The 26,267-nt window shown below is 67.7% G+C and carries 23 protein-coding genes and 2 pseudogenes; 12 read left to right on the top strand and 13 right to left on the bottom strand.

The features are described 5' to 3' along the window. Positions 1–84: 84 nt before the first annotated feature. From QJR12_RS14530 to QJR12_RS14585, 12 genes and pseudogenes are all read left to right on the top strand, one after another. On the top strand, positions 85–1,245 hold the full coding sequence (locus tag QJR12_RS14530; protein ID WP_300583638.1) for a glycosyltransferase family 4 protein: 1,161 nt from the start codon (positions 85–87) through the stop codon (positions 1,243–1,245). Beyond that, entirely contained in the window at positions 1,242–3,371 is a 2,130-nt protein-coding gene (locus QJR12_RS14535; protein WP_300583640.1) for a glycogen debranching N-terminal domain-containing protein, read from the top strand. Before QJR12_RS14530 ends, QJR12_RS14535 begins: the two co-directional genes overlap by 4 nt. 25 nt (positions 3,372–3,396) lie before the next feature. After that, positions 3,397–4,128 carry an enoyl-CoA hydratase gene (locus QJR12_RS14540; protein WP_300583643.1) on the top strand — a complete coding sequence of 244 codons (732 nt, stop codon included), beginning with the start codon at positions 3,397–3,399 and terminating at the stop codon, positions 4,126–4,128. Positions 4,129–4,132: 4 nt separating this feature from the next. Continuing rightward, positions 4,133–5,248, top strand: a pseudogene (locus tag QJR12_RS14545) (MBL fold metallo-hydrolase); the annotation flags it as partial. A gap of 195 nt (positions 5,249–5,443) precedes the next feature. Beyond that, positions 5,444–5,881 (top strand): SRPBCC family protein, encoded by a 438-nt coding sequence (locus QJR12_RS14550; protein ID WP_300583646.1) that lies wholly within the window; start codon positions 5,444–5,446, stop codon positions 5,879–5,881. Positions 5,882–5,919: 38 nt separating this feature from the next. Continuing rightward, a complete protein-coding gene (locus QJR12_RS14555) occupies positions 5,920–6,345 on the top strand; it encodes a hypothetical protein (protein ID WP_300583648.1) in 426 nt (141 codons plus the stop codon). 99 nt (positions 6,346–6,444) lie between these two features. Continuing rightward, the gene (locus tag QJR12_RS14560; RefSeq protein WP_300583651.1) at positions 6,445–6,903 is read left to right on the top strand and encodes an SRPBCC family protein; all 459 of its coding nucleotides are present in this window, start codon (positions 6,445–6,447) and stop codon (positions 6,901–6,903) included. A 114-nt stretch (positions 6,904–7,017) separates the two neighbouring features. Continuing rightward, the gene (locus QJR12_RS14565; RefSeq protein ID WP_300583780.1) at positions 7,018–7,941 is read left to right on the top strand and encodes a DUF4129 domain-containing protein; all 924 of its coding nucleotides are present in this window, start codon (positions 7,018–7,020) and stop codon (positions 7,939–7,941) included. After that, positions 7,938–8,420: a hypothetical protein gene (locus tag QJR12_RS14570; protein ID WP_300583654.1), complete on the top strand. Its 483-nt coding sequence runs from the start codon at positions 7,938–7,940 to the stop codon at positions 8,418–8,420. The genes QJR12_RS14565 and QJR12_RS14570 overlap by 4 nt, the downstream gene beginning before the upstream one ends. Continuing rightward, positions 8,417–9,385 carry a MoxR family ATPase gene (locus QJR12_RS14575; protein ID WP_300583657.1) on the top strand — a complete coding sequence of 323 codons (969 nt, stop codon included), beginning with the start codon at positions 8,417–8,419 and terminating at the stop codon, positions 9,383–9,385. The genes QJR12_RS14570 and QJR12_RS14575 overlap by 4 nt, the downstream gene beginning before the upstream one ends. A gap of 7 nt (positions 9,386–9,392) precedes the next feature. Further along, positions 9,393–10,643, top strand: a complete 1,251-nt coding sequence (locus QJR12_RS14580; RefSeq protein WP_300583660.1) for a DUF58 domain-containing protein — start codon at positions 9,393–9,395, stop codon at positions 10,641–10,643. Next, positions 10,640–11,074, top strand: coding sequence for a hypothetical protein (locus tag QJR12_RS14585; RefSeq protein ID WP_300583663.1), 435 nt, complete (start codon positions 10,640–10,642; stop codon positions 11,072–11,074). Before QJR12_RS14580 ends, QJR12_RS14585 begins: the two co-directional genes overlap by 4 nt. A 56-nt stretch (positions 11,075–11,130) precedes the next feature. Here the strand turns inward: QJR12_RS14585 and nuoN are convergent, their stop codons facing one another. From nuoN to QJR12_RS14650, 13 genes and pseudogenes are all read right to left on the bottom strand, one after another. After that, positions 11,131–12,729, bottom strand: a complete 1,599-nt coding sequence (nuoN, locus tag QJR12_RS14590; RefSeq protein ID WP_300583666.1) for an NADH-quinone oxidoreductase subunit NuoN — start codon at positions 12,727–12,729, stop codon at positions 11,131–11,133. Beyond that, complete coding sequence (locus QJR12_RS14595) at positions 12,726–14,267, bottom strand: NADH-quinone oxidoreductase subunit M (RefSeq protein ID WP_300583668.1); 1,542 nt, start codon at positions 14,265–14,267, stop codon at positions 12,726–12,728. The genes nuoN and QJR12_RS14595 overlap by 4 nt, the downstream gene beginning before the upstream one ends. Continuing rightward, positions 14,264–16,147, bottom strand: a complete 1,884-nt coding sequence (gene nuoL / locus QJR12_RS14600) for an NADH-quinone oxidoreductase subunit L (RefSeq protein ID WP_300583671.1) — start codon at positions 16,145–16,147, stop codon at positions 14,264–14,266. The genes QJR12_RS14595 and nuoL overlap by 4 nt, the downstream gene beginning before the upstream one ends. Positions 16,148–16,154: 7 nt before the next feature. After that, on the bottom strand, positions 16,155–16,454 hold the full coding sequence (nuoK, locus tag QJR12_RS14605; RefSeq protein ID WP_300583674.1) for an NADH-quinone oxidoreductase subunit NuoK: 300 nt from the start codon (positions 16,452–16,454) through the stop codon (positions 16,155–16,157). Beyond that, positions 16,451–17,212, bottom strand: a complete 762-nt coding sequence (locus tag QJR12_RS14610) for an NADH-quinone oxidoreductase subunit J (RefSeq protein ID WP_300583677.1) — start codon at positions 17,210–17,212, stop codon at positions 16,451–16,453. The genes nuoK and QJR12_RS14610 overlap by 4 nt, the downstream gene beginning before the upstream one ends. Next, the gene (gene nuoI, locus QJR12_RS14615; RefSeq protein WP_300583782.1) at positions 17,209–17,703 is read right to left on the bottom strand and encodes an NADH-quinone oxidoreductase subunit NuoI; all 495 of its coding nucleotides are present in this window, start codon (positions 17,701–17,703) and stop codon (positions 17,209–17,211) included. Before nuoI ends, QJR12_RS14610 begins: the two co-directional genes overlap by 4 nt. A gap of 62 nt (positions 17,704–17,765) precedes the next feature. Then, positions 17,766–19,028: an NADH-quinone oxidoreductase subunit NuoH gene (nuoH, locus tag QJR12_RS14620; RefSeq protein ID WP_300583680.1), complete on the bottom strand. Its 1,263-nt coding sequence runs from the start codon at positions 19,026–19,028 to the stop codon at positions 17,766–17,768. Positions 19,029–19,152: 124 nt separating this feature from the next. Continuing rightward, positions 19,153–21,555, bottom strand: a pseudogene (locus QJR12_RS14625) (NADH-quinone oxidoreductase subunit G); the annotation flags it as partial. Further along, positions 21,552–22,889, bottom strand: a complete 1,338-nt coding sequence (nuoF, locus tag QJR12_RS14630) for an NADH-quinone oxidoreductase subunit NuoF (RefSeq protein WP_300583683.1) — start codon at positions 22,887–22,889, stop codon at positions 21,552–21,554. The gene nuoF and the pseudogene QJR12_RS14625, both read right to left, overlap by 4 nt. Continuing rightward, positions 22,889–23,671 carry an NADH-quinone oxidoreductase subunit NuoE gene (nuoE, locus tag QJR12_RS14635; protein ID WP_300583686.1) on the bottom strand — a complete coding sequence of 261 codons (783 nt, stop codon included), beginning with the start codon at positions 23,669–23,671 and terminating at the stop codon, positions 22,889–22,891. Before nuoE ends, nuoF begins: the two co-directional genes overlap by 1 nt. After that, positions 23,668–24,999 carry an NADH dehydrogenase (quinone) subunit D gene (nuoD, locus tag QJR12_RS14640; RefSeq protein WP_300583689.1) on the bottom strand — a complete coding sequence of 444 codons (1,332 nt, stop codon included), beginning with the start codon at positions 24,997–24,999 and terminating at the stop codon, positions 23,668–23,670. The genes nuoE and nuoD overlap by 4 nt, the downstream gene beginning before the upstream one ends. Next, positions 24,999–25,715: an NADH-quinone oxidoreductase subunit C gene (locus tag QJR12_RS14645; RefSeq protein ID WP_300583693.1), complete on the bottom strand. Its 717-nt coding sequence runs from the start codon at positions 25,713–25,715 to the stop codon at positions 24,999–25,001. The genes nuoD and QJR12_RS14645 overlap by 1 nt, the downstream gene beginning before the upstream one ends. Further along, positions 25,712–26,266, bottom strand: coding sequence for an NADH-quinone oxidoreductase subunit B (locus QJR12_RS14650; RefSeq protein WP_300583696.1), 555 nt, complete (start codon positions 26,264–26,266; stop codon positions 25,712–25,714). Before QJR12_RS14650 ends, QJR12_RS14645 begins: the two co-directional genes overlap by 4 nt. Position 26,267 lies beyond the last annotated feature (1 nt).

Genomic DNA, 26,267 nt, shown 5'->3' on the forward strand with positions numbered 1-26,267 from the left:
AAACCCGCTCGAATGACCCATAATTAGCACTCGTTAGTGGAGAGTGCTAACTCGTGTGCGTAAGAGCTCAAGAGAAAGGATGAAATGGCGATGCGCGCCGGCGATTTCATCTCCGTGGTGTGCGACCCGATGCGGATCGTGCTCGTCGTGCCCCCCTATTTCGATGTTCCGCCGAACGGGTACGGCGGCGTCGAAGCGGTGGTGGCCGATCTTGCCGACGCGCTCGTCGCACGCGGCCATCACGTCACCGTGCTCGGCGCGGGCACATCGGGCACCACGGCGCGCTTCATCGCATTGTGGGACCGGACCGTTCCGGAGCGGTTGGGCGAGCCCTACCCCGAGGTCATGCACGCGCTGAAGGTCCGCCGCGCCATCGCCCGAATCACCGAGACCGAGGGGATCGACGTCATCCACGACCACACCTTCGCCGGCGCGCTAAACGCGCCGTTTTATCACAGCCTCGGGTTGCCGACGGTGGTGACCGTGCACGGCCCGATCGACGACGACCTCTACCCGTACTATCGGGAACTCGGCGACGACGTCGGACTGGTCGCCATCAGCGATCGCCAGCAGGAATTGGCCCCGGACCTGAATTGGATTGGCCGCGTGCACAATGCGTTGCGGGTCGAGGAGTGGCCGTTTCAGGCCGAAAAGCGTGATTACGCCTTATTTTTGGGCCGTTTCGCACCCTACAAAGGGGCGCATCTGGCGGTGCAGGCGGCGCACGAGGCCGGTATCCGGCTGGTGTTGGCGGGCAAATGTACCGAGCCGGCGGAGAAAGCGTACTTCGAGGAATGCGTGCGCCCGCTGCTCACCGAAAACGATCACGTGTTCGGGGTTGCGGATGCCGCCAGCAAGCGCAGACTATTGGCGGACGCGCAGTGTCTGCTATTCCCGGTCCAATGGGAGGAGCCGTTCGGGATAGTGATGATTGAGGCGATGGCGTGCGGCACACCCGTAGTGGCACTGCCCGGCGGTGCGGTGCCCGAAGTGGTCGTCGACGGGGTTACCGGGCTGATCTGCGAGGATCCGGCCGAGTTGCCCGCGGCGATCGCGCGGGCCCGCGAGCTTGACCCGGCCGCCTGTCGACGGCATGTTGCGGCGAACTTCGGTGTGGCGCAGCTGGGTTCCGGATACGAGAGGATTTACCAGCAGGTGGTCGGCTGCCGCACCGTGCCCGGTGTGCGCCAGGCGATGGTGCGCGCGGGCTTGTCTGACGACGAGAGCCGGCGAGCCACCGCGTGACCTCTCCGGCGGCGTTCAACATCGGTGTGCCGGCCCGGATCGGGTCGGGCACCGAGACGGTGACGCTGGTGGAGGGTGCGACGTTCTGTCTGTCGGATCTGTACGGCGACATCCACGTCGGCAGATCGCATGGGTTGTTCTTCCGGGACGCCCGGGTGTTGTCACGCTGGGAGCTGCGCGTCGACGGCCAGGTAGCCGAATCGTTGTCGGTGGAGTCCACGGAGGCGTTCGCCGCACAGTTCATCCTGCGCCGGGCACCGCGTCCCGGGCGCATCGACAGCACGCTGCTGGTCGTCCGGGAGCGGCTGATCGCCGACGGGCTGCGCGAAACCATCTCGCTGCACAACCTCGACAAAGAAAGCACCGTGGTCTCCCTCGAACTGCACGTCGACGCCGACTTCGCCGACCTGTTCGCGGTCAAGGAGGGGCGAGCGCCACTGGGCGGAGCGGACATGTCGGTGGCCGACGGGGAACTGGTGCTGGATGAGCGGGGAGAGCGGCTGCGCGGCCTGACGGTGACCGCAACCGGCGATCCGCTGGTGCTGCCGGGGTGGCTGAGGTGGCGGGTGGTGGTTCCTCCCGGAGAGCGCTGGCAGACCGAGATCGTCGCCCAGCCGACGTGGGCGAAAAAGAAGATCAGCACCCGGTTTCGCCGGGGCGAGGAGGTTGGGGCCAGCGCGCCGGCCCGCAAGATCGAGGCGTGGCGCGACACCGCGACCAATGTCGAAACCGACCACCCCCTGCTGGCGCAGGTGCTGCGCCAGACCGAAAGCGACCTGGGGGCGCTGCTCATGCACGACGAGAGCGGTCACGGGAGGCGCTTCGTGGCCGCCGGCGCTCCGTGGTTCATGACGCTTTTCGGCCGCGACAGCCTGCTCACCGCCTGGATGGCGTTGCCGCTGAATGTGGGACTTGCCGTGGGCACCCTGCAGCGGCTGGCGTCCGAGCAGGGACGGCGCGTGGATCCCATCACCGAGGAACAGCCCGGCCGGATCATGCACGAGATTCGCCGCGGCCCGGCCAGCGACGACGTGCTCGGCGGTGGCGGGCGCTACTACGGCTCGGTCGACGCTACGCCGCTGTTCGTGATGCTGCTCGCCGAATGCTGGCGATGGGGGGCCGAGGAAACGGCGGTGCGAGCGCTGTTGCCGGCGGCCGACGCCGCGGTGGCGTGGATGGAACGCTACGGCGACCGCGACGGCGACGGCTTCGTCGAATACCAGCGCGCGACCGACCGGGGTCTGATCAACCAGGGCTGGAAGGACAGCTTCAACGGCATCAACGACGCCTCCGGGCGTTCCGCCGAGCCGCCGATCGCGCTGTGCGAGGTCCAGGGCTACGTGTACGCTGCGCTGCTGTCTCGGGCCGAACTCGCCGACGCCTTCGGCGACGCACCCACGGCGGCACGGCTGCGTGAGCGCGCCGAGGCGCTGCGGGCGCGGTTTCTGGAGGCGTTCTGGCTGCCGAAACAGGGCTGGTACGCGATAGCGCTGGACGGGCACAAGCGTCCGGTGGACGCGCTGACCAGCAATATCGCCCATTGTTTGTGGACCGGCATCGCCGCCGAGGAGCACGCCGCCACCATCGTCGAGCGGTTGTCGGGGCCCGAGATGGACTCCGGATTCGGGCTGCGGACGCTGGCCACCACGATGGGGGCCTACAACCCGATGAGCTACCACAACGGCTCGGTGTGGCCCCACGACACCGCGATTGCCGTGGCGGGGTTGCTGCGCTACCGACAGGTGGCCGGCGCGGTGGCGTTGGCCGAACATCTGGCGACCGGCCTGCTCGACGCGGCCGAGGCATTCGGTGCCCGGCTGCCCGAGCTGTTCTGCGGATTCCCGCGTTCTCAGTTCCGCTTCCCGGTGCCCTTCCCCACCTCGTGCTCACCGCAAGCCTGGGCCAGCGCCGCGCCGCTGCTGTTGGTGCGCTCGTTTTTGGGCCTCGATCCGCATGTGCCCCAACGCACCCTGGCGGTGTCCGCGCGTCTGCCGGCCGGCTGGGGCCGGATCGCCCTGACCGATCTGCGGTTGGGCGGCCTGACCGTGCACCTAGAAGCCGAGGGCACGCAGGTCAAGACCCACGGGTTGCCGGTCGACTGGCAGCTGGTGACGCCGTCGGGCTGAGGCCTGGCCTCGATATGGTGGTGCCATGATTGGTGTCACCCGCGTCGATTCCGTCACCACCATCGAGCTGCAGCGCCCCGAGCGGCGCAACGCGCTGAATTCTGAGCTTGTCGAGGAGCTGCGGGAAGCCGTGGAGAAGGCCACCGCCGAGGCCGTGCGCGCCGTCGTGCTGACCGGGCAGGGCACCGCGTTTTGCGCGGGTGCCGACCTGAGCGGCGACGCCTTCGGCGCCGACTATCCCGAGCGGCTGATGGCGTTGCACCGGGCCATGGACGCCGCACCCATGCCGATAATCGGCGCTATCAACGGACCGGCCGTCGGCGCCGGTCTGCAGCTGGCCATGCAGTGTGACCTGCGGGTGGTATCCCCGGATGCGTTCTTCCAGTTTCCGACATCCAAATATGGTTTAGCCCTTGATAATTGGAGTATCCGGAGGCTGTGCTCGCTGGTCGGTCATGGCCGCGCCCGAGCGATGCTGCTGGCCGCGGAGAAGCTCACCGCCGAGGCGGCGCTGCAGACCGGGATGGCCAACAGGATCGGCACCGTGGCCGACGCGCAGGCTTGGGCCGCCGAAATCGCCGAACTGGCGCCGCTGGCGTTGCGGCACGCCAAACGCGTGCTCAACGACGACGGCGCCATCGAGGAAGCGCTGCCGATCCACAAGGAACTCTTCGACAAGGCCTGGGCCAGCCAGGACGCGATCGAAGCGCAGGTGGCCCGCGTGCAAAACCGGCCACCGAAGTTCCGAGGGGCCTGACCACATGCTCCGCACCGCGGTGCGGCTGGGATTGGGTACCGCCGCCCTGGCAACCGGTGGCTGGGTGTTACGCACGCTGCACGGCACCGCCGCCGCCCTCGGCGCCGGCCCTGCGGAGATTCGCGCGGTCTGCCGACGCTCGCCGAACTATCACGACGGCGTGTTTGTCAACATCGATCCGACGTCGGTGTTCGAGCTGGACCGCGAACAGGGATGGCTGCTGTTTCGCGAGGTGATCGGTGGCCGGGTGGCGAGCCGACCGTCGGCGCCCATCCCGCTGGCGACACCAACCGCGGCCGCCGGGACAGCCGCCGATCTGGCGGTCAGCTGGTTCGGTCACGCGACAACGGTGGTGGAGATCGACGGTTATCGGGTGCTCAGCGACCCGGTGTGGAGCGTTCGCTGCTCGCCGCTGGGGGTCATCGGCCCCCGGCGCACGCACCCGGTCCCGGCACCGCTGGCGGCGTTGCCCGCGATCGACGCGGTGGTGATCAGCCACGACCACTACGATCATCTCGACATCGACACCGTTGTCGCGCTGGCGCGCATCCAGCGGGCGCCGTTCGTCGTGCCGCTGGGGGTGGGGGCGCACCTGCGCACCTGGGGTATCGACGAGGCCCGCATCGTCGAACTGGACTGGGGCGAAAGCTACCGATTGGGGAAGCTGACTTTGACCTGCAGCCCGGCGCGGCATTTCTCCGGACGCTTCCTCAACCGGAACAACACGCTGTGGGCGTCACGGGTGCTACGGGGCCCGGTCCACCGCGTCTACTTCGGCGGTGACACCGGTTACACCAAGGGTTTTGCCCGGATCGGCTCCGAGCACGGACCGTTTGACCTGACGTTGATGCCGATCGGCGCCTACAACTCGGCATGGCCGGACATCCACATGACCCCGGAGGAAGCGGTCCGGGCGCATCTCGATGTCACCGATGGCCGGTCGGGCCTTTTGGTCCCGATCCACTGGTGCACTTTCCGGTTGGCCCCGCATCCCTGGGCCGAGCCGGTCGAGCGTCTGCTGGCCGCCGCCGCCACCGCGCACGTCCCGGTCGCGGTGCCCAAACCGGGTGGGCGGGTGGATCCGGTCCGGCCCGGGGGCTTCGACCCGTGGTGGCGGGTCGCGGCGGGGTCCACGCCGCCCGGTGCGGCCGGCCGGGCCGATGGCGCAGACACCGACCGGTCGCCGTGCGGCGTCGCCCCCGGTGCGCCGCCGCCGCGCACCGCCGTGGAAGAATTTCGCGGTGGTGCTTCGCTCCCGGAGGCGCCCCGCGGGAAGCCGGGGGCCGTGACGGAAGGGGACGAACAGAACTGAGATATGGCGAAACTTTCCGGATCCATCGACGTACCGCTGCCGCCCGAGGTGGCCTGGGCATGTGCCGCCGATCTGTCCCGCTACAACGAGTGGCTGACCATCCATCGGGTGTGGCGCAGCACGCTGCCCGAGGAGTTGCAGAAGGGCACCGTTGTCGAGTCGATCGTCGAGGTCAAGGGCCTGCTCAACCGCATCCGTTGGACGATCGTGCACTACAAACCGCCGGAAGTCATGACCCTCAACGGTGATGGCAAGGGCGGTGTCAAGGTCAAGCTGCTCGCCAGAGTCAAGCCGAAAGGAGCCGGGTCGGTGGTCAGCTTCGACGTGCATCTGGGTGGGCCGGCGTTGTTCGGTCCGATCGGGATGGTGGTTGCGGGCGCTTTGCGAAGCGATATCCGCGAATCGCTGCAGAACTTTGTCACGGCTTTCTCGCCGCTTTGAGACCGGTGCGGGTAGCCCGGCGCGCTACTCTCACAGCCATGACCGGCTCGCGCCCCGGCTGGCTGGTCGCGCTGTTCGCCGTGATCCTCGCGGTCAGTGCCTGGCTACCGTGGCTGAGGACCTCCGTCAACGGCGGGGGCTGGGCGAATGCCGTCGGCGCTAGCATCGGAAGCCTGCAGATTCCGCCGGGATTCGGCGCTGGTCAGCTGATCGTGTTGCTGTCCGCAACGCTGCTGGTCGCCGGTGCGATGGTCGGTCGCGGGTTGTCGGCGAAACTGGCCTCTGTTGCCGCGCTTACCATCTCGCTGATCATCGGTGGACTCACGGTGTGGTACTACAGCCTCAACGTCAGTCCACCGATCTCGGCCGGCTACGGGCTTTATCTCGGGGCCGCGAGCGTGCTGGGCGCGGTGATCTGCTCGCTATGGGCGTTGATCTGCTCATGGCTTGCCGGTCGCCACTGAGGCGAGTCACCGGCTGAGGCGATCGTGCGGGTTCGGCGGCTTCCCGGCGACCGCACCCCCACGCCGTGGCGGGGAACAACACTGTGCTTTGCTCGGGCTATGGCCGATGGCACCGACGCCCCGCGGGTGGTAAGGGCGAGCCGCGAGATCGCCGCTCCGGCGGATCGCATCTTCGAGCTGATCGCCGATCCGTCGCAACAGCCGCGGTGGGACGGCAACGACAACTTGGCCGCGGCTGAACCCGGACAGCGTGTCCGCAGGGTCGGCGACGTGTTCGCCATGAGGATCACTCTCGGCAGCATCCGCGAGAACCACGTGGTGGAGTTCGAGGAGGGGCGTCGCATCGCCTGGCTCCCCGCGGAGCCGGGTCGACGGCCACCGGGACACCTGTGGCGCTGGGAACTCGAACCCGTCGACGACACCCATACCCGGGTGACGCACATCTACGACTGGTCGCAGTTGACCGACGAGAACCGCCTCCCGCGCGCTCGCGCCACGACCCCCGACAAGCTGCGGGCGTCTCTGGACCGGCTGGCCGAGATCGCCGAGCGCAGTTGACCGCACTGGGCCCGGACTCGGCACCCATTTGCTGGCGGCACCGTCGGCGGGCATGCCAGGATGAGACAGGCCGCCGCCGCAACAGCGGCGGGTAACCCGTCGAGTGGTGCGCCGATGCCCGGTATGGACAAGCCCACGTGGCGCGTGATCGCGCTGATCGTGCTGTTGCTCCTCAGCGCTGCCGCGCTGCGCGGATATCTCCCGGCCCCCCAGCACACTTCGCACCTCGCGCCGCCCTGGCATCCGCTGGCACTGGTGATTGTTGCCGTGCTGCTTGGTGTGTCGCTGGTGCTCATGGCGTTGTCGGTGGTGGCGGGGTTGCGCACGCGGCGGGCGGCCGCGAGCATCGGGGCGCTTTCGGAGACCTTTGGTGGTTTTCGCGAGCGACCGAGTTGGCGGGTGCTGCTGATCGGACTCGGGGTGATCCTTGCCTGGCTGGTGATCGTGATGCTATTGACACGTTGGGCAGCCCACTACGGTGTCGTTGAGCCCGGGCCCCCGCCACCACCGAGGACACCGACGCCCGAAACCCCCGGCGTCCCGCCGACACCACCGGGGTATCAGGGCACCGGCGGGAACCCGATCGGCCACCTTGCCGCGAGCACGGCCGTGCTGCTGCTCGTCGCGTCCGCGGTTGTCGGGGCGCGCCGGCACCAGCGCATCCGCCCGCCCGCGATCACCGCCGATTTCGTTGACGCCGTGGCCGGCTCGGAAACGCTTGCGCGAGCGGCAGCACAGGGGCTGGTCGAGATCGGCGACCTGAGCCGCGAACCCCGCGAAGCGATTATCGCGTGCTACACCGCGATGGAACGCGCGCTCGCGCGGGTTCCCGACGCCGGCCCCCGGGACTTCGACACCCCGACCGAGGTGCTGGCCCGGGCCGTCGAACACCATGCGCTGCAAGCACAAAACGCTGCCGCGTTGGTCAGCGTGTTCGAAGAGGCGCGGTTCAGCGCGCACGTGATGGACGAGGGACATCGTGAAACTGCGGTCCGTGCGCTCCGGCAAGTGCTGGCCGAACTGCGGAGCGCCGCATGAATAGACTGCTGGCCTCCGGAGTTTTCCTCGTCACCGGCGGGGAGCTGGTTGCGCTGCTCGTGCCCGATCGCCGGCTGGTGCCATGGGCGTCGGGCGTCGCGGTGGCGGTCGTGCTGTTCGCACTCCGTCGGCACCTGGGGCGCGACCGCGAACCCGTCGCCCAACCGGACTCCGATGCTCTCGGGGAGTCGCTGCGCCGCTGGGTCGCCGCCACCGAGACACTGATCCGGTGGTCGGAATCCACCCGAGCCACCTGGGACCGGCATCTGCGCCCAATGCTGGCACGTCGCTTCGAAATCGTGACCGGCCAGCGGAGGGCGAAAGACCCGGACGCCTATCAAGCCGTGGGCCGAATGCTGTTCGGTCCGCAACTGTGGGGATGGGTAAATCCGGACGACGTTGCCGACAACGGCGGCCACCAGCCGGGTCCGGGCCGGGCGGTGCTCCAGGAAATTCTGGAACGCTTGGAGCAGATATGACGATGCCGGCCGCGGCGACCACCGCCCACTGCGAAGCGGTGCTCGACGAGATCGAACGGGTGGTAGTCGGAAAGCGTTTCGCGCTCACCCTTATTCTCACCGCGGTGCTGGCGCGCGGCCATGTGCTCATCGAGGATCTTCCCGGGCTGGGCAAGACGCTGATCGCGCGGTCTTTCGCCGCGGCGCTGGGGCTGAGATTCACTCGCGTGCAGTTCACCCCCGACCTGCTGCCGGCGGACCTGCTCGGCTCCACCATCTACGACATGCAGTCGGGGCGTTTCGAGTTTCGTCCCGGGCCCATCTTCACCAATCTGCTGCTCGCCGACGAGATCAACCGCACACCGCCTAAAACCCAGGCGGCGCTGCTGGAAGCCATGGCCGAGAACCAGGTGAGTATCGACGGTGAGACCCACAGGCTGCCAACACCATTCATCGTTCTGGCCACAGACAATCCGATCGAGTACGAGGGCACCTACCCGCTGCCCGAGGCCCAGCTGGACCGGTTCGCGATCCGGCTGGAGCTGCGCTACCTCTCGGAGCGCGACGAGGCCTTGATGCTGCGCCGGCGGCTGCAGCGAGGTTCGGCCGTGCCGACGGTGAGCCAGGTGGTGGACGCCGATGATGTGCTGGCGATGCGCGAATCGGTGGAGCAGGTGAGCGTGCATGAGGACATGCTGCGCTATGTGGTGTCGCTGGCCAACGCCACCCGCCACCATCCGCAGGTCGCCGTCGGTGCCAGCCCGCGAGCAGAACTCGACCTGGTCCAGCTCGCCCGGGCGCGTGCCCTGCTGTGCGGGCGGGATTACGTGATCCCCGAGGACATCAAGGCGCTCGCCCCGGCGGCCTTGGCGCACCGGATAACCCTGCGGCCGGAGATGTGGGTCCGAAAGGTTCAAAGCTCCGACGTGGTGGCGGAATTGTTGCGACGAGTGCCGGTGCCCCGGGCACCCCGGGACGCCGGGTAACGGTGCTGTGACCGAATCTCACGACGTCGAATTGCGGTGGCGCGCTTCCCCGCTAACGCTGGCGATCGCCACCTGTGTTGGGGCGGCGCTGGTGGTGGCCGTGATCGCGTCTCGCTGGCAGTTGATCGCATTTGCCGCACCGTTGCTGGGGGTGCTGTGCTCGATCAGCTGGCAGCCGCCGGTGCCCACGGTCAGGGTGCACAGCGAGCCGGGCCTGCAGCGCTGCTTTGAAACCGAGCAGGTGCGGTTGAGCATCTGGGCGACGACGGAATCCGAATCCGCAGTGGTAGCACTCACGGTATCCGCCGTCTCGGGGATGCGGCTCGAGGTTGTGGATTCGGCAGCCGTCCGCCGTCAGACCGTGACCGTGGCGGCCGACCGCTGGGGACGCTACCCCATCCGGGCGCGGATCGACGCCGTCGGGCGGGGCGGATTGCTGGCGGGCACCGCAACGGTGGACGCCGCCGAGGTGATCGTGTTCCCATTGGCGGCGCCGCAGCCGACGCCGACACCGCGGACCGAGTTGCCCGCACGTTTGGGCACCCATCTGACCCGCCACATCGGGCCGGGCGTCGAATACGCCGACATCCGCCCCTACGTGTCCGGTGACCAGCTGCGCGCCATCAATTGGCCGGTGAGCGCGCGTCGCGCCAAATTGCATGTGACGCAACGTCAGAGCGAACGCGCTGCCGACGTGGTAGTGCTGATCGACACCTATCCGCAGGCTCCGGGCCCGGCAACGGCGGCCACCGAACGGGTCGCGCGCGGCGCCGCTCAGGTGGCGCAAACCGCGTTGCGAAACGGTGATCGGGCCGGGATCGTCGTACTGGGAGGCCGCCGTCCCCGATGGCTCGGCCCGGACATCGGGCAACGCCAGTTCTACCGCGTGCTCGACACCGTGCTCGGCGCCGGCGGTGTTTCCGAAACCACCGCCGGGACGCTGGCGCCGCGCGCGGCAGTCCCCTCCGGCGCCATCGTGATCGCATTTTCCACACTGCTGGAAACCGAGTTTGCGCTGGCGCTGATCGACTTGCGCAAACGTGGTCATGTCGTGGTCGCCGTGGACGTTCTCGGGCGGTCCCCATTCGACCAGCAGCAGGATCCGTTGATCGATCGGATGTGGCAGTTGCAGCGGTCGGCCATGTATCGGGACATGACGACGGTCGGCGTGGACGTGGTGGCCTGGGGGGACGATCGCACGCTGGAGCAGGCGATGCGCCTGGTACCCGAGCGCCGCCGGCTGCGGGGGCGGCGATGACGGGGATCGTGCGCGCCTTCTCGACTGCGTCCGGGCTGCTGATGGTGGCGTCGGCGGCAGCCGGATCGCACGGGCAGGCGATCGTGGCGGGAGCGCTCGGGGTGATTGCCGTGCTGGTGGGGGCGGTGTTTCTCCCGGTCGCGACGCTTGGGGTGCTGTTCAGCGTGGCCGCGATGGCGGCGTCCCCCCAACTGTCCCCGGTGCTCTCCGCGGCCTGCGGGTTTTTCGCCGCCAGCTATCTGGCCACGCGGTACGCGGGCCGCGCCCCCGCCGGTGTCGTCACCGCTCCGACGATCGTCGCCGCCGTGGGGTTCGCGTTCGTGGGGGTGGTGGCGGCATCGTTTCCGTTGCGGGTGGCGTGGCTACCGCTGCTGGCGCCGCCGGCGGTGTTAGGGATCTACACCCTGGCCACCCGTGCCTTCCTGAAGTGACGCCGCGGTGCCGGCCGGCCCTCTAACGCCTCGGCGTCGCCGGCGGCTTCAGTACATCAGTGCACCAATTGTGCGGCGTGGTCGGCGAGGTCGAGCACCGGTTGCGGCAGGATGCCCAGGATTATGGTGACGAGGGCGCATATCGCTATGGCCGCCGTGCTCAGCGCGCCGGGTGCGGTGACGCGGGGCACGTCGGCGGATGGCTCGGTGAAGTACATCTGCACGATCACCCGCACGTAGAAGTAGGCCGCCACGCCGCTGGCCACCACCCCGATGATCACCAGCGGCACCGCCCCGCCAGCGGCTGCGGCCTGAAACACCACGAACTTGCTGACGAATCCGCTGGTCAGCGGGATCCCGGCGAACGCTAGCAGGAATAGTGAAAACAGCGCCCCCAGGACCGGTGAGCGTCGCCCCAGCCCGCTCCAGTGGGTCATGTCGGCGTCCTCGCGGCCGTCGGCGTCGCGCACTAGGCCCAAAACGGCGAACGCGCCCACCGTGCTGAAGCTGTAGGCGAGCAGGTAGAACATCGTCGATGACACCCCGGCGGGGTTGTCGGCGATCACCCCGGTGAGGATGAAACCGACGTGCGAGACCGACGAATAGGCCAGCAGCCGTTTGACGTCGGTCTGGTTGAGCGCGGCGACGGTGGCGATCGTCATGGTCAAGATGGCGATCGTCCACAGCACCGGTCGCCACTGATGGTGCAGCGGGGGCAGCGCGACGTAGACCACCCGCACCAGCGCACCGAAGGCGGCAACCTTGGTGGCTGCCGCCATGAACCCGGTGATCGGTGTCGGCGCGCCCTGGTAGACGTCGGGAATCCAGGAATGGAACGGGACCGCACCGACTTTGAACAACAAGCCGACCGACAGCAATGCCACGCCGAGCAACGCCAGCGAGTTGTTCGGGTGCGTTGCCAGCCCGTCGCGGATCCCCGCCAGCGCGAGCGTGCCGGTCGCACCGTAGAGCAAAGCCACCCCGAAGAGGAAGAAAGCGGATGAGAATGAGCCCAGCAGAAAATATTTCAGTGCCGCTTCCTGCGAGAGCAGCCGACGATGGCGGGCCAGGCCGCACAGCAGGTACAGCGGCAGGGACAAGACTTCCAGGGCGACGAACATCGTCAGCAGGTCGTTGCTGGCCGGAAACACCAGCATTCCACCGACCGCCAGCAGTGTCAGGGGGAACACTTCGGTCTGGATCATCCCGGCCTGGATGGCCTGGCGCTCGGCGGCACCGCCGGGGATCGCCGAGGCCTGCGGGGTGAACGCATCCAACCCCGCCGGGGAGGGGAGCACCGGGGCGGCCGCGGCGCCCGGCCCGGCGCCGCCGTCGGCCCGGGCGCGGCGCTGGGCGATGAACACCACCGCCATCATCGCGACCAACAGCACGCTGGCTTGTAGAAACAGGGTGACCGGGTCGACGGCTATGGCCCCCAGCACCGCGGTCCGACCGGGCGGTGCCATCCTGGTGGCCAGTCTGACGACCGCAACGAACGCGGTGAGCAGCCCGCCGAGGGCCAGGGTGAGCTGCGCGGGGTGGCGGAACCGGCGGGGCAGGAACGCCTCCAGCAGCACACCGCTCACCGCGGTGGCGAAGACGATCAGCTGCGGGCTGAGCAGCGAGTACTCGATGCTGGGCGCGGGCATGCTCATCGGTGTGGTCCTTGGGCGCTCCGCGGCGCCGGGTCGTGTTCCCCGAGGGTGCTGAGCGTGTGGCTGACCGCGGGGTTGATGATGTCTAGCGCGGGTTTGGGGTAACACCCGAGGATCAGCAGCAGCGCGATCAGCGGGGTGATCACGATGGCCTCGCGGGGCAGCAGGTCACGGATGCGCTCGTTGCCCGCGGTGACCGGCCCGGTCATCACCCGTTGATACAGCCAGAGCATGTAGATCGACGAGAGCACCAAGGCGCTGGCGGCCACCGCCGCCGCCAGCCAGTAGCGGTTGAATGTGCCCAGCAGCACCAGGAATTCACTGATGAACGGCGCCAGGCCCGGCAGGGAGAGGGTGGCCATCGCCGCCACCAAAAAGGTGCCGGCTAGCACGGGTGCCACCTTTTGCACCCCGCCGTAGTCGGCGATCGCGCGGGTGCGCCGCCGTGCGATCAGGAAGCCCGCGATCAAAAACACCGCCGCGGTGGACAGGCCGTGGTTGACCATATACAGCGTCGAGCCGCTTTGCCCCTGGCTGGTCATCACGAAGATCCCCAGGATGATGAACCCGAAATGCGAGATTGAGGTGTAGGCGATCAGGCGCATCATGTCGGTTTGGCCGATCGCCACGATCGCGCCGTACACCACCCCGATCACCGCCAAAACCACGATCAGCGCACGGAAATACCGTGACGCGTCGGGGAACAACTGCAGGCAGTAGCGCAGCATGCCGAAGGTGCCGACCTTGTCCATCGCCGCCATCATCAACACCGCGGTCGCCGGGGCGGCTTCCACCGCGGCGTCGGGCAGCCAGCGGTGAAACGGCCACAGCGGGGCTTTGATCGCGAACGCGAACATAAACCCGCCGAAGAGCGCCTTGAGCACCAGCGGGTCGACGCCGGTGGGGGACAGGGCGGTGACCAGCCGGCGGACATCGAACGTCCCGCCGCCGTGGCGCGCGCTCACCACATACACCCCGATCACCGCGGCCAGCATGATCAGCCCGCCGAACAGGTTGTACAGCAAGAATTTCAGCGCCGCGCGTGAGCGCCCGTCACCGTGGCCGAAGCCGCCGATCAAAAAGTACATCGGGATCAGCATGGCCTCGAAGAACACGTAAAACAGCAGCACATCCAGGGAGATCAGCGAGATCAGCACCATCGACTCAACGGTCAACGTCAACGCGACGTAGGCGTGCGGGCCGCGCGGGTGATCCCCCCCGTCGTTCCAACCGGCCAGCATCAGCAGCGGCACCAAGACCGCGGTGAGCAGCACCAGCACCACCGCGATCCCGTCCACGCCCAGGGTGTAGCCGGCACCGAACGCCGGGATCCACGGCCGTGATTCGACGAACTGGTAGGGCGCGCCGGCGGTATCGAACCCGGCGGTGATGACGACCGCCACCACCAGGGTGAGCACGCCGGCGATCAGCCCGGTCCCCTTGGCCAGCGGCTGGGCCCGCCCCGGCAGCAGCATGACCACCCCCGCGCCGGCCAGCGGAACCAGCCACAGCGCGCTCAGCCACGGAAAGGTGCTCACCACAGTCGCACCGCCAGGATCACGGCGACCAGCAGGACCGCCCCGGCCAGCATCGTCAGCGCATAGGAGCGCGCGAAACCGGTTTGCACCGCGCGCAGCACGTCTGAGGTGCGCCCGAGCAGTCCGGCTGCCGCGTTGACCGAGCCGTCCACACCGGCGTTGTCGATGGCGACCAGCGCGCGGGTCAGGTGCCAACCGGGGCGCATGAACACCTCCTCGTTGAAGGCATCGCCGTAAAGGTCGTGACGCGCGGCCACCGTCAGCGCCGACACCCGCTGCGGGGCGGTGCGGGGCACCGGGGCGCTGCCATACATCCGGTAAGCCACCGTGATCCCGGCGGCGACAAGGACCAGCGTCGTCGCGCTGCTCACCCACGTCGGGGTGGGGTGGGCGGCTTCGTGCAGTCCCACCAGGGGCTGCAGCCAGTGCACCAGGGTGCCGCCGAGGGCCAGCAGGGCGCCGGAGAACACCGAACCCACCGCCAGCAGGATCATCGGCCAGGTCATCACACCCGGCGCCTCGTGCGGATGCGCGTCAGGCGCCCACCGTTTGTCACCGTAGAACGTCAAAAGCATCACCCGGGTCATGTAAAACGCGGTGATGCCCGCGCCCAGCATCGCCGTACCCCCCAGCAGGACCCCGCGGGCACCGCCCACACCCAGTGCGGCCTCGATGATGGCGTCCTTGGAGAAAAACCCCGCGAACGGCGGTACCCCGATGATCGCCAGGTAGGCCAACCCGAAGGTGGCGAAGGTGATCGGCAGCACGCCACGCAGGCCACCGTAGCGGCGCATGTCCTGCTCGTCGTTCATCGCGTGGATCACCGCACCGGACCCCAAAAACAGCCCGGCCTTGAAAAAGCCGTGGGTGAGCAGGTGCAGGATCGCGAACGCGTAGCCGGCCGGGCCCAGGCCGGCGGCCAGCACCATGTAGCCGATCTGGCTGATCGTCGAGGCGGCCAACGCCCGCTTGATGTCGTCTTTCGCGCAACCGATGATCGCGCCGAACAGCAACGTCACCGCGCCGACACCAGCCACCGCCAGGCGGGCGTCCGGGGACAGGTCAAATATCGGATGAGACCGCACGATCAGATACACCCCGGCGGTCACCATGGTGGCGGCGTGGATCAGCGCCGAGACCGGGGTGGGGCCCTCCATCGCGTCACCCAGCCAGGCCTGCAGCGGCACCTGCGCGGATTTGGCGCAGGCGCCCAAAAGCATCAGCAGCCCGATCGCGGTCAGCATCCCCCGCCCGGCGGTGGGCGCCGCGGCGAACACCCCGGAAAACGACAAGGTCCCGAAGCTGGCGAACATCGCGAACATCGCCAGTGACAGCCCGACGTCGCCGACGCGGTTCATCACGAACGCCTTCTTGGCCGCCGTGGCCGCCGACGGGCGCTGATACCAAAAACCGATCAGCAGATACGACGCCAGGCCCACACCCTCCCAGCCGACGTAGAGCCCCAGGTAGTTGTCGGCGACCACCAGCAGCAGCATCGCGGCCAAAAACAGGTTGAGGTAGGCGAAAAACCGCCGCCGGTCGGGGTCGTCGGCCATATAGCCGATCGAATAAATGTGGATCAGCGAGCCCACACCGGTGATCAACAGCACAAAGCAGATCGACAACTGGTCGATCTGCAGCCCGAAATCGACCCGCAACCCCCCGACCGGCACCCAGCGGAACAGGTTGGGATGGATCCCCCGATCCGGGCCCTGCCGGCCCAGCATCCCGGCGAGCAACATCAGGCCCACGGCGAATGATGCCAGCGCCGCCGCGCAGCCCAGCAGGTGCCCCCACCGGTCGGCGCGCCGACCGGAAAGCAGCAGGATCAGCGCACCCGCCGACGGCACCGCCACCAGCAGCCAACTCAAGGAGCTCATCGCGGCCTCAGCCCTTGAGCAGGTTCACATCATCGGCCGAGGCCGAGCGGCGGGCACGAAAGATCATCACGATGATCGCCAGGCCCACAACGACTTCGCAGGCGGCGACCACCATCGTGAAAAACGCCACCACCTGACCGTCAAGGTGCCCGTATTTGCGCGCGAACGTGACGAACGCCAGGTTGACGGCGTTGAGCATCAGCTCGATGCACATGAACATCACGATCGCGTTGCGCCGCAACAGCACCCCGGCGGCCCCGATGCTAAACAGCAGCGCGGCAAGGTAGAGGTAGTTGGCCGGGTTCATGACGCGCCGTCCGGGTCCGGGCCGTCGGCCGCGGCGGCGCGATGCGCCACCACCTGCGGCACCGACAGTTGCGAATAGGAGCCGTCAGGCAAGCGCGCGGCGACATCGACGGCGTTGTGGCGGGCGTAGACACCGGGGCTGGGCAGCGGCGTGGGGTATCGGCCGAGGCGGAAGCGTTCGATGGCCAACTCCCGCTGGGTTTTGCGGCGCGCGAAGCGTTCCCGGTGCGCCAGCACCATCGCCCCGAGCGCCGCGGTGATCAGCAGCGCGCTGGTCAATTCGAACGCCCACAGGTAGCGGGAGAAGATCAATGCCGCCACGCCCTGCACGTTGCCGCCCGCGTTCGCGACGGCCAGCCCGGCGAAGGTCCCACTGGCCGTGCCCGCGATCCCGGCGATCACCAGCACCCCGAACCCGATGCCGGCCACCACGGCGGCAACCCGCTGGCCGCGGATCGTCTCCACCAGCGACTCCGCCGAGTCCACGCCGATCAGCATCATCACGAACAAAAACAGCATCATCACCGCGCCGGTGTAGACCACGATCTGCACCACACCCAAAAACATCGCGTCCTGAACAAAGTAGAACACCGCCAAAATGATCATCGTGGCCGCCAGGAACATCGCCGAGTACACCGCCTTGGCGGCCATCACCATTCCCAGCGCGGCGATCACCGCCAGCGCACCCAGGGTCCAAAACGCGATCGCCTCACCGGTGGAGGTGCGGGTGAAGGAGTCCGCGGCCAGCAGTGTCGTCACCGGGGCTCACCCGCACTTTGTGTGGTGCGCAATCCCTGCGCGGTGATGTTGCCCAGGTAGTAGTCGAAATGGGTGGCCCCCGGCGCCATCGGGTGCGGTGGTGCCACCATGCCGGGTTCTAGGGGCGCCAGCAGCCGTTGCCGGTCATAGATGAACTCTGCGCGGTTATCCCCGGCCATCTCATACTCGTTGGTCATGGTCAGCGCCCGCGTCGGGCAGGCCTCCACGCAAAAACCACAGCCGATGCAGCGCAGGTAGTTGATCTGATAGACCCGCCCGTAGCGCTCCCCCGGGGAGTAGCGTTCCTCCTCGGTGTTGTCGGCGGCCTCCACATAGATCGCGTCGGCGGGGCAGGCCCAGGCGCACAACTCGCAACCGATGCACTTTTCCAGGCCGTCGGGATAGCGGTTGAGCCGATGACGGCCGTGAAAGCGCGGCGCCACCGGACCGGGCTTTTCCGGGTACTCCTCGGTGACCGGCCGTTTGAACATTGTGGCCAGGGTCACCCCGAATCCGGCCACCGCCTGCACAGACCTTTTCCACAAGCTGGCCACTACGTATCCTTTCTGTCCTTTCTGCCCACGGCGGCCGGGGCGCGCTGCGGGCGCACCGCGGACTGCCCCGGCAGCGGCGGGGTCGGAAACCCCGACTCGGGCACAGCCTCCCGCAAGACCGCCCCCTGCTGCTGGGACGTCAAGGCGCTGAACAGTTTCCGCAGATACCCCAGCAATATCACGGTGACACACACACTGGTGGCCATCGAGACGGCTTCCCAGTGGGGGTAGCCCCCATCGCGCAGGGTGCGGATCCCCGCGACCACCATCACCCACATCAGCGCCACCGGGATGAGAAGTTTCCAGCCCAGCGCCATGAACTGGTCGTAACGCAGCCGCGGCAGGGTGGCGCGCAACCAGATGTAGAAAAACAAAAACCCCCACACCTTGACCGTGAACCAGGCCACCGGCCACCAGCCGTGGTTGGCCCCCGCCCACACGTTGACCGGAAACGGGGCATGCCAGCCGCCGAAGAACAGCGTGGTGGCCAACGCCGAGACGGTGGTCATGTTGACGTATTCGGCCAGATAAAACATCGCGAACTTCAGCGAGGAATACTCGGTGTGAAAACCGGCGACCAGCTCGCCCTCGGCCTCGGGCAGATCAAAGGGCGCCCGGTTGGTTTCCCCCACCATAGACACCAGGTAGATCACAAACGACGGCAGCAGCACAAACACGTACCACACCTTGTCCTGCGCGCAGACGATCCCCGAGGTCGACATGGTGCCCGCGTAGAGGAACACCGCCGCGAACGACAACCCCATCGCGATCTCATAGGAGATCACCTGGGCGGTGGAGCGCACCCCGCCCAAAAGCGGGTAGGTGGAGCCCGAAGACCAGCCGGCCAGCACGATGCCGTACACGCCGATCGATGACATCGCCAGGATGAACAACACCGCGATCGGCAGATCGCTCACCTGCAGCGCGGTGCGATGGCCGAACACGCTCACCTGGGGGCCCAGTGGGATCACCGCGAACGCCGTGATCGCGGGAATCACCGAAATGATCGGCGCCAGTTGGTAAATCGGGCGATCCACACCCGCGGGGGTGATACCCTCCTTGAGCGCCAGCTTGACCCCGTCGGCCAGGCTCTGCAACACCCCGTGCGGACCCACCCGGTTAGGGCCCCACCGCATCTGCATGCGGCCCAACAGTTTACGCTCGACCAGAATCGCCGCCAACACCGTCACCAGCAAAAACACGAAGACGGCGATCGTCTTGGCCGCCACCAACCACCACGTGTCCTGCCCGACGCTCGTCATGGGCGCCGCTCCTCCTCATCGCTGCGCTCTGCATCGTCGCCGACGCTCGTCATGGGCGCCGCTCTCCCCCGCAAGCGGGAGGTGCCCCCACCTCATCGCTGCGCTCTGCATCGTCGCCGGGCACCCCGATGCGCACGAGTGAGCCCACGGTGACGCCCAGCTGCCGGTGCACGTGCGAACCCGGCGAGTTCAGCGGCAACCAGACCACGCGGTCGGGCATGTCGGTGAGGGCCAGCGGCAGGCAGATCGAGCCGCGCGTTGTGCTGACCGTGACCGGTTCACCGTCAGCGGCACCGATCTCGGCCGCGGTGTCGGCCGAAAGCCGCGCCACCGGCGCTCGCGCGGTGCCGGCCAGATAGGGTTCACCGTCTTGCAGACGGCCGTCATCGAGCAGCATCCGCCAGCCCGCCAGCACCGCCTCACCCGGGCCGGGTCGGGGTGGGCCCGCGGCCGGCACGTCGGGGTCCGCGGCGCGCGCGCCGTCCCAGCTGCCCAAGCCCGCCAGTTCCTCGCGGGCGGCGGCGACGGTGGGCAATCCCAACACCACGCCCATTTCCTCGGCCAGCGCGTCGAGCACCCGCAGATCGGGCTGGGGGGCCGACAGCGCGCCGTCGTGCAGGGCGACGCCGAAACCGCGGTGCCGTCCCTCCCAGTTGAGGAAGGTTCCCGATTTTTCGGCCACCGCGGCCACGGGCAGCACCACGTCGGCGCGTTCGGTGACGGCGCTGTGGCGCACCTCCAGGCTGACCACGAAGCCGGCGGCGTCCACGGCGGCCAGCGCCGCGTCGGGGTCGGGCAGGTCCGCCGGCTCCACACCGCCGACCAGCAGGGCGCCCAGCGTCCCCTCGGCGGCGGCCGCCAAAATCGCGGCGGTGTCTCGCCCCACGGCGGACGGCAACGCCTCGACATTCCAGGCCTCGCACAGCTGGGAGCGGGCGGTGTCGTCGACCACCGGGCGCCCACCGGGAAGCAGCGTCGGCAGCGCGCCGGCGTCCACCGCCCCGCGTTCCCCCGCGCGCCGGGGCACCCAGGCCAGCGAGGCTCCGGTGGCCCCGGCCAGCCGGGTGGCCGCCGAGAAGCCGCCGGGCACCGTCGCCAGGCGCTCCCCGAGCATGATCACCGCACCGGGCCGGCGCAGCAGGGCGACGATTTCGCCGGGCAACCCGCCCAGGGCCGCCGCCTCATCGCCGGGTGCGGTGGCGATCAGCCGGCCCCACATTTTCTGCAGCCCGCGGCTGGCCAACGGCGCCAGCGCGTAGATCCGGGTGCCGTGCTTGCGTGCGGCTTTGCGTAACCGCAGGAAGACGATCGGCGACTCGTCTTCGGGTTCGAACGCCACCAGCAACACCACCGGCGCGGATTCCAGGCCGCGGTAGGTCACCCCCAGCGGTGTGGCGGCGACGCGGGCGGCCAGAAACTCCGCCTCCTCGGCCGAGTGCGGGCGGGCCCGAAAGTCGATGTCATTGCTGTTCAGGGCGATCCGCGCGAATTTGCTGTAGGCGTAGGCATCCTCCCAGGTCACTCGCCCGCCCACCAGCACACCCGCGCGCCCCCGCGCCGCCGCCAGCCCCTGGGCAGCGGCCGCCAGCGCGTTCGGCCACGCGGTGGGGACCAGCGTTCCGGTCGCGTCACGGATCAGCGGAGTGGGGATCCGGTCGGGCTGGGTGGCGTAGGTGAACGCCCACCGGCCCTTGTCACAGTTCCACTCCTCGTTGACCTCGGGATCATCGGCGGCCAGGCGCCGCAGCACCGTTCCGCGCCGGTGGTCGGTGCGCTGGGCGCATCCCGACGCGCAGTGCTCGCACACCCCGGGGCTAGAGACCAGGTCAAAGGGGCGGGCGCGGAAGCGGTAGGCGGCGCCGGTGAGCGCACCGACCGGGCAGATCTGCACGGTATTGCCCGAAAAATAGGACTGAAACGGCTCGTCGGCACCGATACCGATCTGTTGGCGCCAACCCCGCTCGAGCACGTCGATGAATTTATCGCCGGCGATCTGGTCGGAAAACCGGGTGCAGCGCACACAAGAGATGCAGCGCTCGCGGTCCAACAGCACCTGCGAGGAGATGTGGATCGGCTTGGGGAACCGTCGCTTGTGGTCCCGGAAACGGCTCTCCGGGCGGCCGTTGGTCATGGCCTGGTTTTGCAGCGGGCATTCCCCGCCCTTGTCGCATACCGGGCAATCCAGCGGATGGTTGATCAGCAGCAGCTCCATCACCAGGTGCTGAGCGGTGTCAGCGGTTGGTGAGGTCACCTGGGTGCGCACCACCATCCCCTCGGTTGCCACCACGGTGCACGAGGTCATCGGCTTGCGTTGGCCCTCGATCTCGACCAGGCATTGCCGGCAGGCACCCGCCGGGTCCAGCAGCGGATGATCGCAAAACCGGGGTATCTCCACACCGATCAGCTCCGCGGCGCGAATCACCAACGTGCCCTTGGGAACCGTGAGCTTGTGGTCGTCGATGGTGAACGTCACCAGCTGCGGCTCAGCGACACCGCCGTCGATGCGAGAATTCGCCGCCGCCGTCACGGCTGGCCTCCCTTCGGGTTGAAGATGCTCGCGTGCGGGTCAAACGGGCAGCGGCCCTGCTCGATGTGCGCGACGTACTCGTCGCGAAAGTATTTCAGCGAAGACACCACCGGCATGGCCGCACCATCGCCTAACGCGCAAAACGATTTTCCGAACAAGACATCGGCGATGTCGAGCAGGGTGTCCAGATCCTCATAGGTGCCCCTGCCGGTTTCCAGGCGCTCATAGATCGGGGACAGCCAGTAGGTGCCCTCGCGGCAGGGGGTGCATTTGCCGCAGGACTCGTGTTTGTAGAACTCCGACCAGCGGCGGGCCGCGCGCACCACGCAGGTCGTCTCGTCGAAAACCTGCAGGGCTTTGGTTCCCAGCATCGAGCCGGCAGCCGCGACGTTCTCGTAATCCAGCGGCACATCGAGGTGCTCTTCGGTGAGGATCGGCGTCGACGAGCCACCCGGTGTCCAAAACTTCAATCGGTGCCCGCTGCGCACCCCACCGGCGTAGTCCAAAAGCTCCCGCAAGGTGATGCCCAACGGGGCCTCGTACTGGCCGGGACGGGTGACATGCCCGGACAGCGAATACAACGTGAAACCCGGGGACTTCTCACTGCCCATCGACCGGAACCAGTCCACCCCCCCCAAGATGATCGGCGGCACACTGGCGATGGACTCGACGTTGTTGACCACCGTGGGGCAACCATAGAGCCCGGACACCGCCGGGAACGGGGGGCGCAGCCGCGGCTGACCGCGAAAGCCTTCCAGCGAGTCAAGCAGCGCGGTCTCCTCACCGCAGATGTACGCACCGGCGCCGGCGTGCACCACAACATCCAGATCGAAGCCGGAGCCGCAAATGTTGCGCCCCAAAAACCCCGCCGCGTAGGCCTCGGCCACGGCGGTGTGCAGCCGGCGCAACACCGGCAGCACCTCACCACGGATATAGATGAAGGCGTGGTTGGCCCGGATCGCATAGCAGCAGATGATGATGCCTTCGATCAGCACGTGCGGGGTCGCCAGCAGCAACGGCATGTCCTTGCACGTTCCGGGCTCGGATTCGTCGGCGTTGACGACGAGGTAGTGGGGTTTAGCGCCCGCCCCGGCGGAATCTTGGGGGATAAACGACCACTTGGTGCCGGTGGAAAACCCGGCGCCGCCCCGGCCGCGCAGCCCGGCATCCTTGACCAGCGCGATGACCGCGTCGGGATCCATGTCGAGGGCCCTCTGCAGCGCCACATACCCGTCGTGGCGCCGGTAGGTCTGCATCGTCCACGACTGCGGATCGTCCCAGTAGCGGCTCAACACCGGGGTCAGCGGTGTCGCCCGGGCGGTCGGGGCGGCCATCACCGGCCGTCCTCCCCCGCCGGGGCGGGCGGGGTCGGCGCCTGCATACCGTAACGGCGGGCCACCCGCAGGCCGGCCAGCGTGGCGTCCCCCGGGCCGCCCTGGCCGTCGTCGGGCCGATCGTCGGGAAAACCGGCCAGGATGCGCTGGGCCTGGCGGAAGGGGCACAGCGGCGCTCCGCGGGTGGGCCGGGGCGGCGTGCCCGCGCGCAGCAAATCAACGAGTTCACGCGCGGATTCCGGTGTCTGGTTGTCGAAGAATTCCCAGTTGACCATCACCACCGGCGCGTAGTCGCAGGCGGCGTTGCACTCCAGGTGCTGCAAGGTGATCTTGCCGTCGGGGGTGGTTTCCTCGTTGCGCACCCCCAGGTGGTTGACCAGCGCCTCGAAGATGGCGTCACCGCCCATGATCGCGCACAGCGTGTTGGTGCACACCCCCACCAGGTAGTCCCCGGTGGGTTCGCGACGGTACATGGTGTAAAAGCTGGCCACCGCGGCCACCTCGGCCGCGGTCAACCCCAGCTGCTCGGCGCAAAACGCTAAACCCGCCGGCGTCAGGTAGGAGTCCTCGGCTTGCACCAGGTGCAGCAGCGGCAAGATCGCCGAGCGGGCCCGCGGGTAGCGCCCGATGATCTCTTTGGCGTCGGTCTGCAGCCGGGCGTGAACCTCCGGCGGATACGCCCGGGGGGCGCCGGCAGCAGTGAATTGGCCGGGCTCCTCGGGCGGGCGGCCGAGCCGAATGAGGACCCGTTGCTCACCGGCGCCGGTGTTGGGGGCGCTCACCGGTCCACCCCACCCATCACCGGGTCGATGCTGGCCACCGCGGTGATGACGTCGGCGACCATGCCGCCCTCGCACATCGCGGCGACCGCCTGCAGATTGGTGAACGACGGATCCCGGAAGTGCACCCGGTAAGGTCGGGTGCCGCCATCGGAGACCATGTGCACGCCGAGTTCACCCCGGGGCGACTCCACAGTGACATAGACCTCCCCGGCGGGCACCCGCATCCCCTCGGTGACCAGCTTGAAGTGGTGAATCAAGCCCTCCATCGAGTGGCCCATGATGTGGGCGATGTGTTGCGGCGAATTGCCCAGGCCGTCCGGCCCCAGCGCCAGATCCGCGGGCCAACCGACTTTGCGGTCTTCGATCATCACGGGGCCGGGCCGCAGCTTGTCCAGGCACTGCTCGATGATCTTCAACGACTCCTTCATCTCTTTGATACGAATCATGTAGCGGCCGTAGGCATCACAACCGTCATCGGTGATCACGTCGAATTCGTAGTTCTGGTACCCGCAGTAAGGATCGGCGCGGCGCACATCGTAGGGCAGCCCGGTGGAGCGCAAAATGGGGCCGGTGATACCCAACGCCATGCACCCGGTTAAATCCAGATAGCCAACGCCGCGGGTGCGGGCCTTCCAGATGTCATTTTCGTTGAGCAGCTCGTCGATGTCGCGCAGCCGGTGCGGCAGGAGCTTGAGCAGGTCACGGATTTGGGGGATCGCGTCGGGCGGCAAATCCTGCGCCACACCGCCGGGCCGGATGAAGTTGTGGTTCATCCGCAGGCCGGTGATCGACTCGAAGATGTTCAGGATCAGCTCACGTTCCCGAAATCCATAGAACATCGCCGACATGGCGCCCAGCTCCATGCCGCCGGTGGCGATCGCGACCAGGTGCGAGGAGATCCGGTTGAGCTCCATGAGCAGCACCCGGATGACGTTGGCCCGCTCAGGAATCTGATCGGTAATGCCCAGTAGTTTCTCCACACCCAGGCAGTAGGCGGTTTCGTTGAAAAACGGCGACAAGTAATCCATCCGCGTCACGAAGGTCACGCCATGGGCCCAGTAGCGGTATTCGAGGTTTTTCTCGATCCCGGTGTGCAGGTATCCGATACCGCATCGGGCCTGGGTGACCGTCTCGCCTTCGAGCTCGAGGATCAGCCGCAGCACCCCGTGGGTGGACGGGTGCTGCGGCCCCATGTTGACCACGATGCGCTCACCCGGATCCACTCCGCGGGCCGCTTCGATGACCTGGTCCCAGTCTTGGCCGCCGACGTTTAGCACGGTGTCGGCGGTGTCCTGCCCGCTGTGCTGGCCGCTGGTGGGTTGGTCCATCAGCTGTAGGCCCTTCGCTGGTCGGGCGGGGGAACCTGGGCACCCTTGTACTGCACCGGAATACCACCGAGCGGGTAATCCTTGCGCTGTGGGTGCCCCTCCCAGTCATCGGGCATCTCGATGCGGGTCAAAGACGGGTGGCCGTCAAAGATGATGCCGAAAAAGTCGTAGGTCTCCCGCTCGTGCCAGTCATTGGTGGGATAAATCGAAAACAGTGACGGGATATGCGGATCGCTGTCGGGCACAGACACTTCCAGCCGGATGCGGCGGTTGTGTGTGATCGATTTGAAAGGATACACGGCGTGCAATTCGCGGCCGGTCTCGTGCGGATAATGCACCCCGCTCACACCCAGGCACAGTTCAAAGCGCAGCCCCGGCTCGTCGCGCAGCAGCCGGGCGACCTGCGGCAGAAACTCGCGGCGGACATGTACCGTTAGTTCCTCCCGGTACACCACGACTTTCTCGATGGCGTCGGCGAATTCCACACCACATTGCTTGAGTGCCTGGGCCAGCAGGTCGACCACCTCGTCGAAGTAACCGCCGTAGGGTCGCGGGCTGCTGCCGGGAAGCGCGACCTGACGGATCAGCCGCCCGTAGCCCGACGTGTCACCGCTGTCGGTGACCCCGAACATGCCACGCCGGACGTCGATCACTTCCTGCCCTTCGTGGTCCAACGGGCTGGTTGCCGGCCGTGGGGTGTGCTCCGCCGCGCTCATCGCAACAATCCGTGCATCTCGATGGTCGGCCTGGCCGCCAGCGCCGCCTGCTCGGCCTCGGCAATAGCCCGCTCCCGGTCGACACCGAGGGGCATTTCGGCAATCTTCTCGTGCAGCTTGAGGATCGCATACAGCAGCATTTCCGGCCGCGGTGGGCATCCGGGCAGGTAAATGTCCACCGGAACCACATGGTCGACCCCCTGCACGATCGCGTAGTTGTTGAACATTCCGCCCGAGGACGCGCACACCCCCATCGCCAGCACCCATTTAGGCTCGGCCATCTGGTCGTAGATTTGCCGCAGCACCGGTGCCATCTTCTGGCTGACCCGCCCGGCCACGATCATCAGGTCCGCCTGCCGGGGGGAGGCCGAGAAACGTTCCATGCCAAACCGTGCGATATCAAAGCGGGGCGCGGCGGTGGACATCATCTCGATCGCGCAACAAGCCAGCCCGAACGTCGCCGGCCACAACGAGTTCTTACGGAAATACCCGGCCAGCGTTTCAACGGTGGAAAGCAGGAAACCGCTTGGCAGTTTCTCTTCCAAACCCACG

It is taken from the genome of Mycobacterium sp. (assembly GCF_029961025.1).
Classification (GTDB): domain Bacteria; phylum Actinomycetota; class Actinomycetes; order Mycobacteriales; family Mycobacteriaceae; genus Mycobacterium.

Coding starts and splice junctions, on each gene's coding strand:
- QJR12_RS14530 (WP_300583638.1), top strand. CDS start 85: ATGGCGATGCGCGCCGGCGATTTCATCTCCGTGGTGTGCGACCCGATG.
- QJR12_RS14540 (WP_300583643.1), top strand. CDS start 3,397: ATGATTGGTGTCACCCGCGTCGATTCCGTCACCACCATCGAGCTGCAG.
- QJR12_RS14550 (WP_300583646.1), top strand. CDS start 5,444: ATGGCGAAACTTTCCGGATCCATCGACGTACCGCTGCCGCCCGAGGTG.
- QJR12_RS14555 (WP_300583648.1), top strand. CDS start 5,920: ATGACCGGCTCGCGCCCCGGCTGGCTGGTCGCGCTGTTCGCCGTGATC.
- QJR12_RS14560 (WP_300583651.1), top strand. CDS start 6,445: ATGGCCGATGGCACCGACGCCCCGCGGGTGGTAAGGGCGAGCCGCGAG.
- QJR12_RS14565 (WP_300583780.1), top strand. CDS start 7,018: ATGCCCGGTATGGACAAGCCCACGTGGCGCGTGATCGCGCTGATCGTG.
- QJR12_RS14570 (WP_300583654.1), top strand. CDS start 7,938: ATGAATAGACTGCTGGCCTCCGGAGTTTTCCTCGTCACCGGCGGGGAG.
- QJR12_RS14575 (WP_300583657.1), top strand. CDS start 8,417: ATGACGATGCCGGCCGCGGCGACCACCGCCCACTGCGAAGCGGTGCTC.
- QJR12_RS14585 (WP_300583663.1), top strand. CDS start 10,640: ATGACGGGGATCGTGCGCGCCTTCTCGACTGCGTCCGGGCTGCTGATG.
- nuoN (WP_300583666.1), bottom strand. CDS start 12,729: ATGAGCATGCCCGCGCCCAGCATCGAGTACTCGCTGCTCAGCCCGCAG.
- nuoL (WP_300583671.1), bottom strand. CDS start 16,147: ATGAGCTCCTTGAGTTGGCTGCTGGTGGCGGTGCCGTCGGCGGGTGCG.
- nuoK (WP_300583674.1), bottom strand. CDS start 16,454: ATGAACCCGGCCAACTACCTCTACCTTGCCGCGCTGCTGTTTAGCATC.
- nuoI (WP_300583782.1), bottom strand. CDS start 17,703: ATGTTCAAACGGCCGGTCACCGAGGAGTACCCGGAAAAGCCCGGTCCG.
- nuoH (WP_300583680.1), bottom strand. CDS start 19,028: ATGACGAGCGTCGGGCAGGACACGTGGTGGTTGGTGGCGGCCAAGACG.
- nuoF (WP_300583683.1), bottom strand. CDS start 22,889: ATGGCCGCCCCGACCGCCCGGGCGACACCGCTGACCCCGGTGTTGAGC.
- nuoD (WP_300583689.1), bottom strand. CDS start 24,999: ATGGACCAACCCACCAGCGGCCAGCACAGCGGGCAGGACACCGCCGAC.
- QJR12_RS14645 (WP_300583693.1), bottom strand. CDS start 25,715: ATGAGCGCGGCGGAGCACACCCCACGGCCGGCAACCAGCCCGTTGGAC.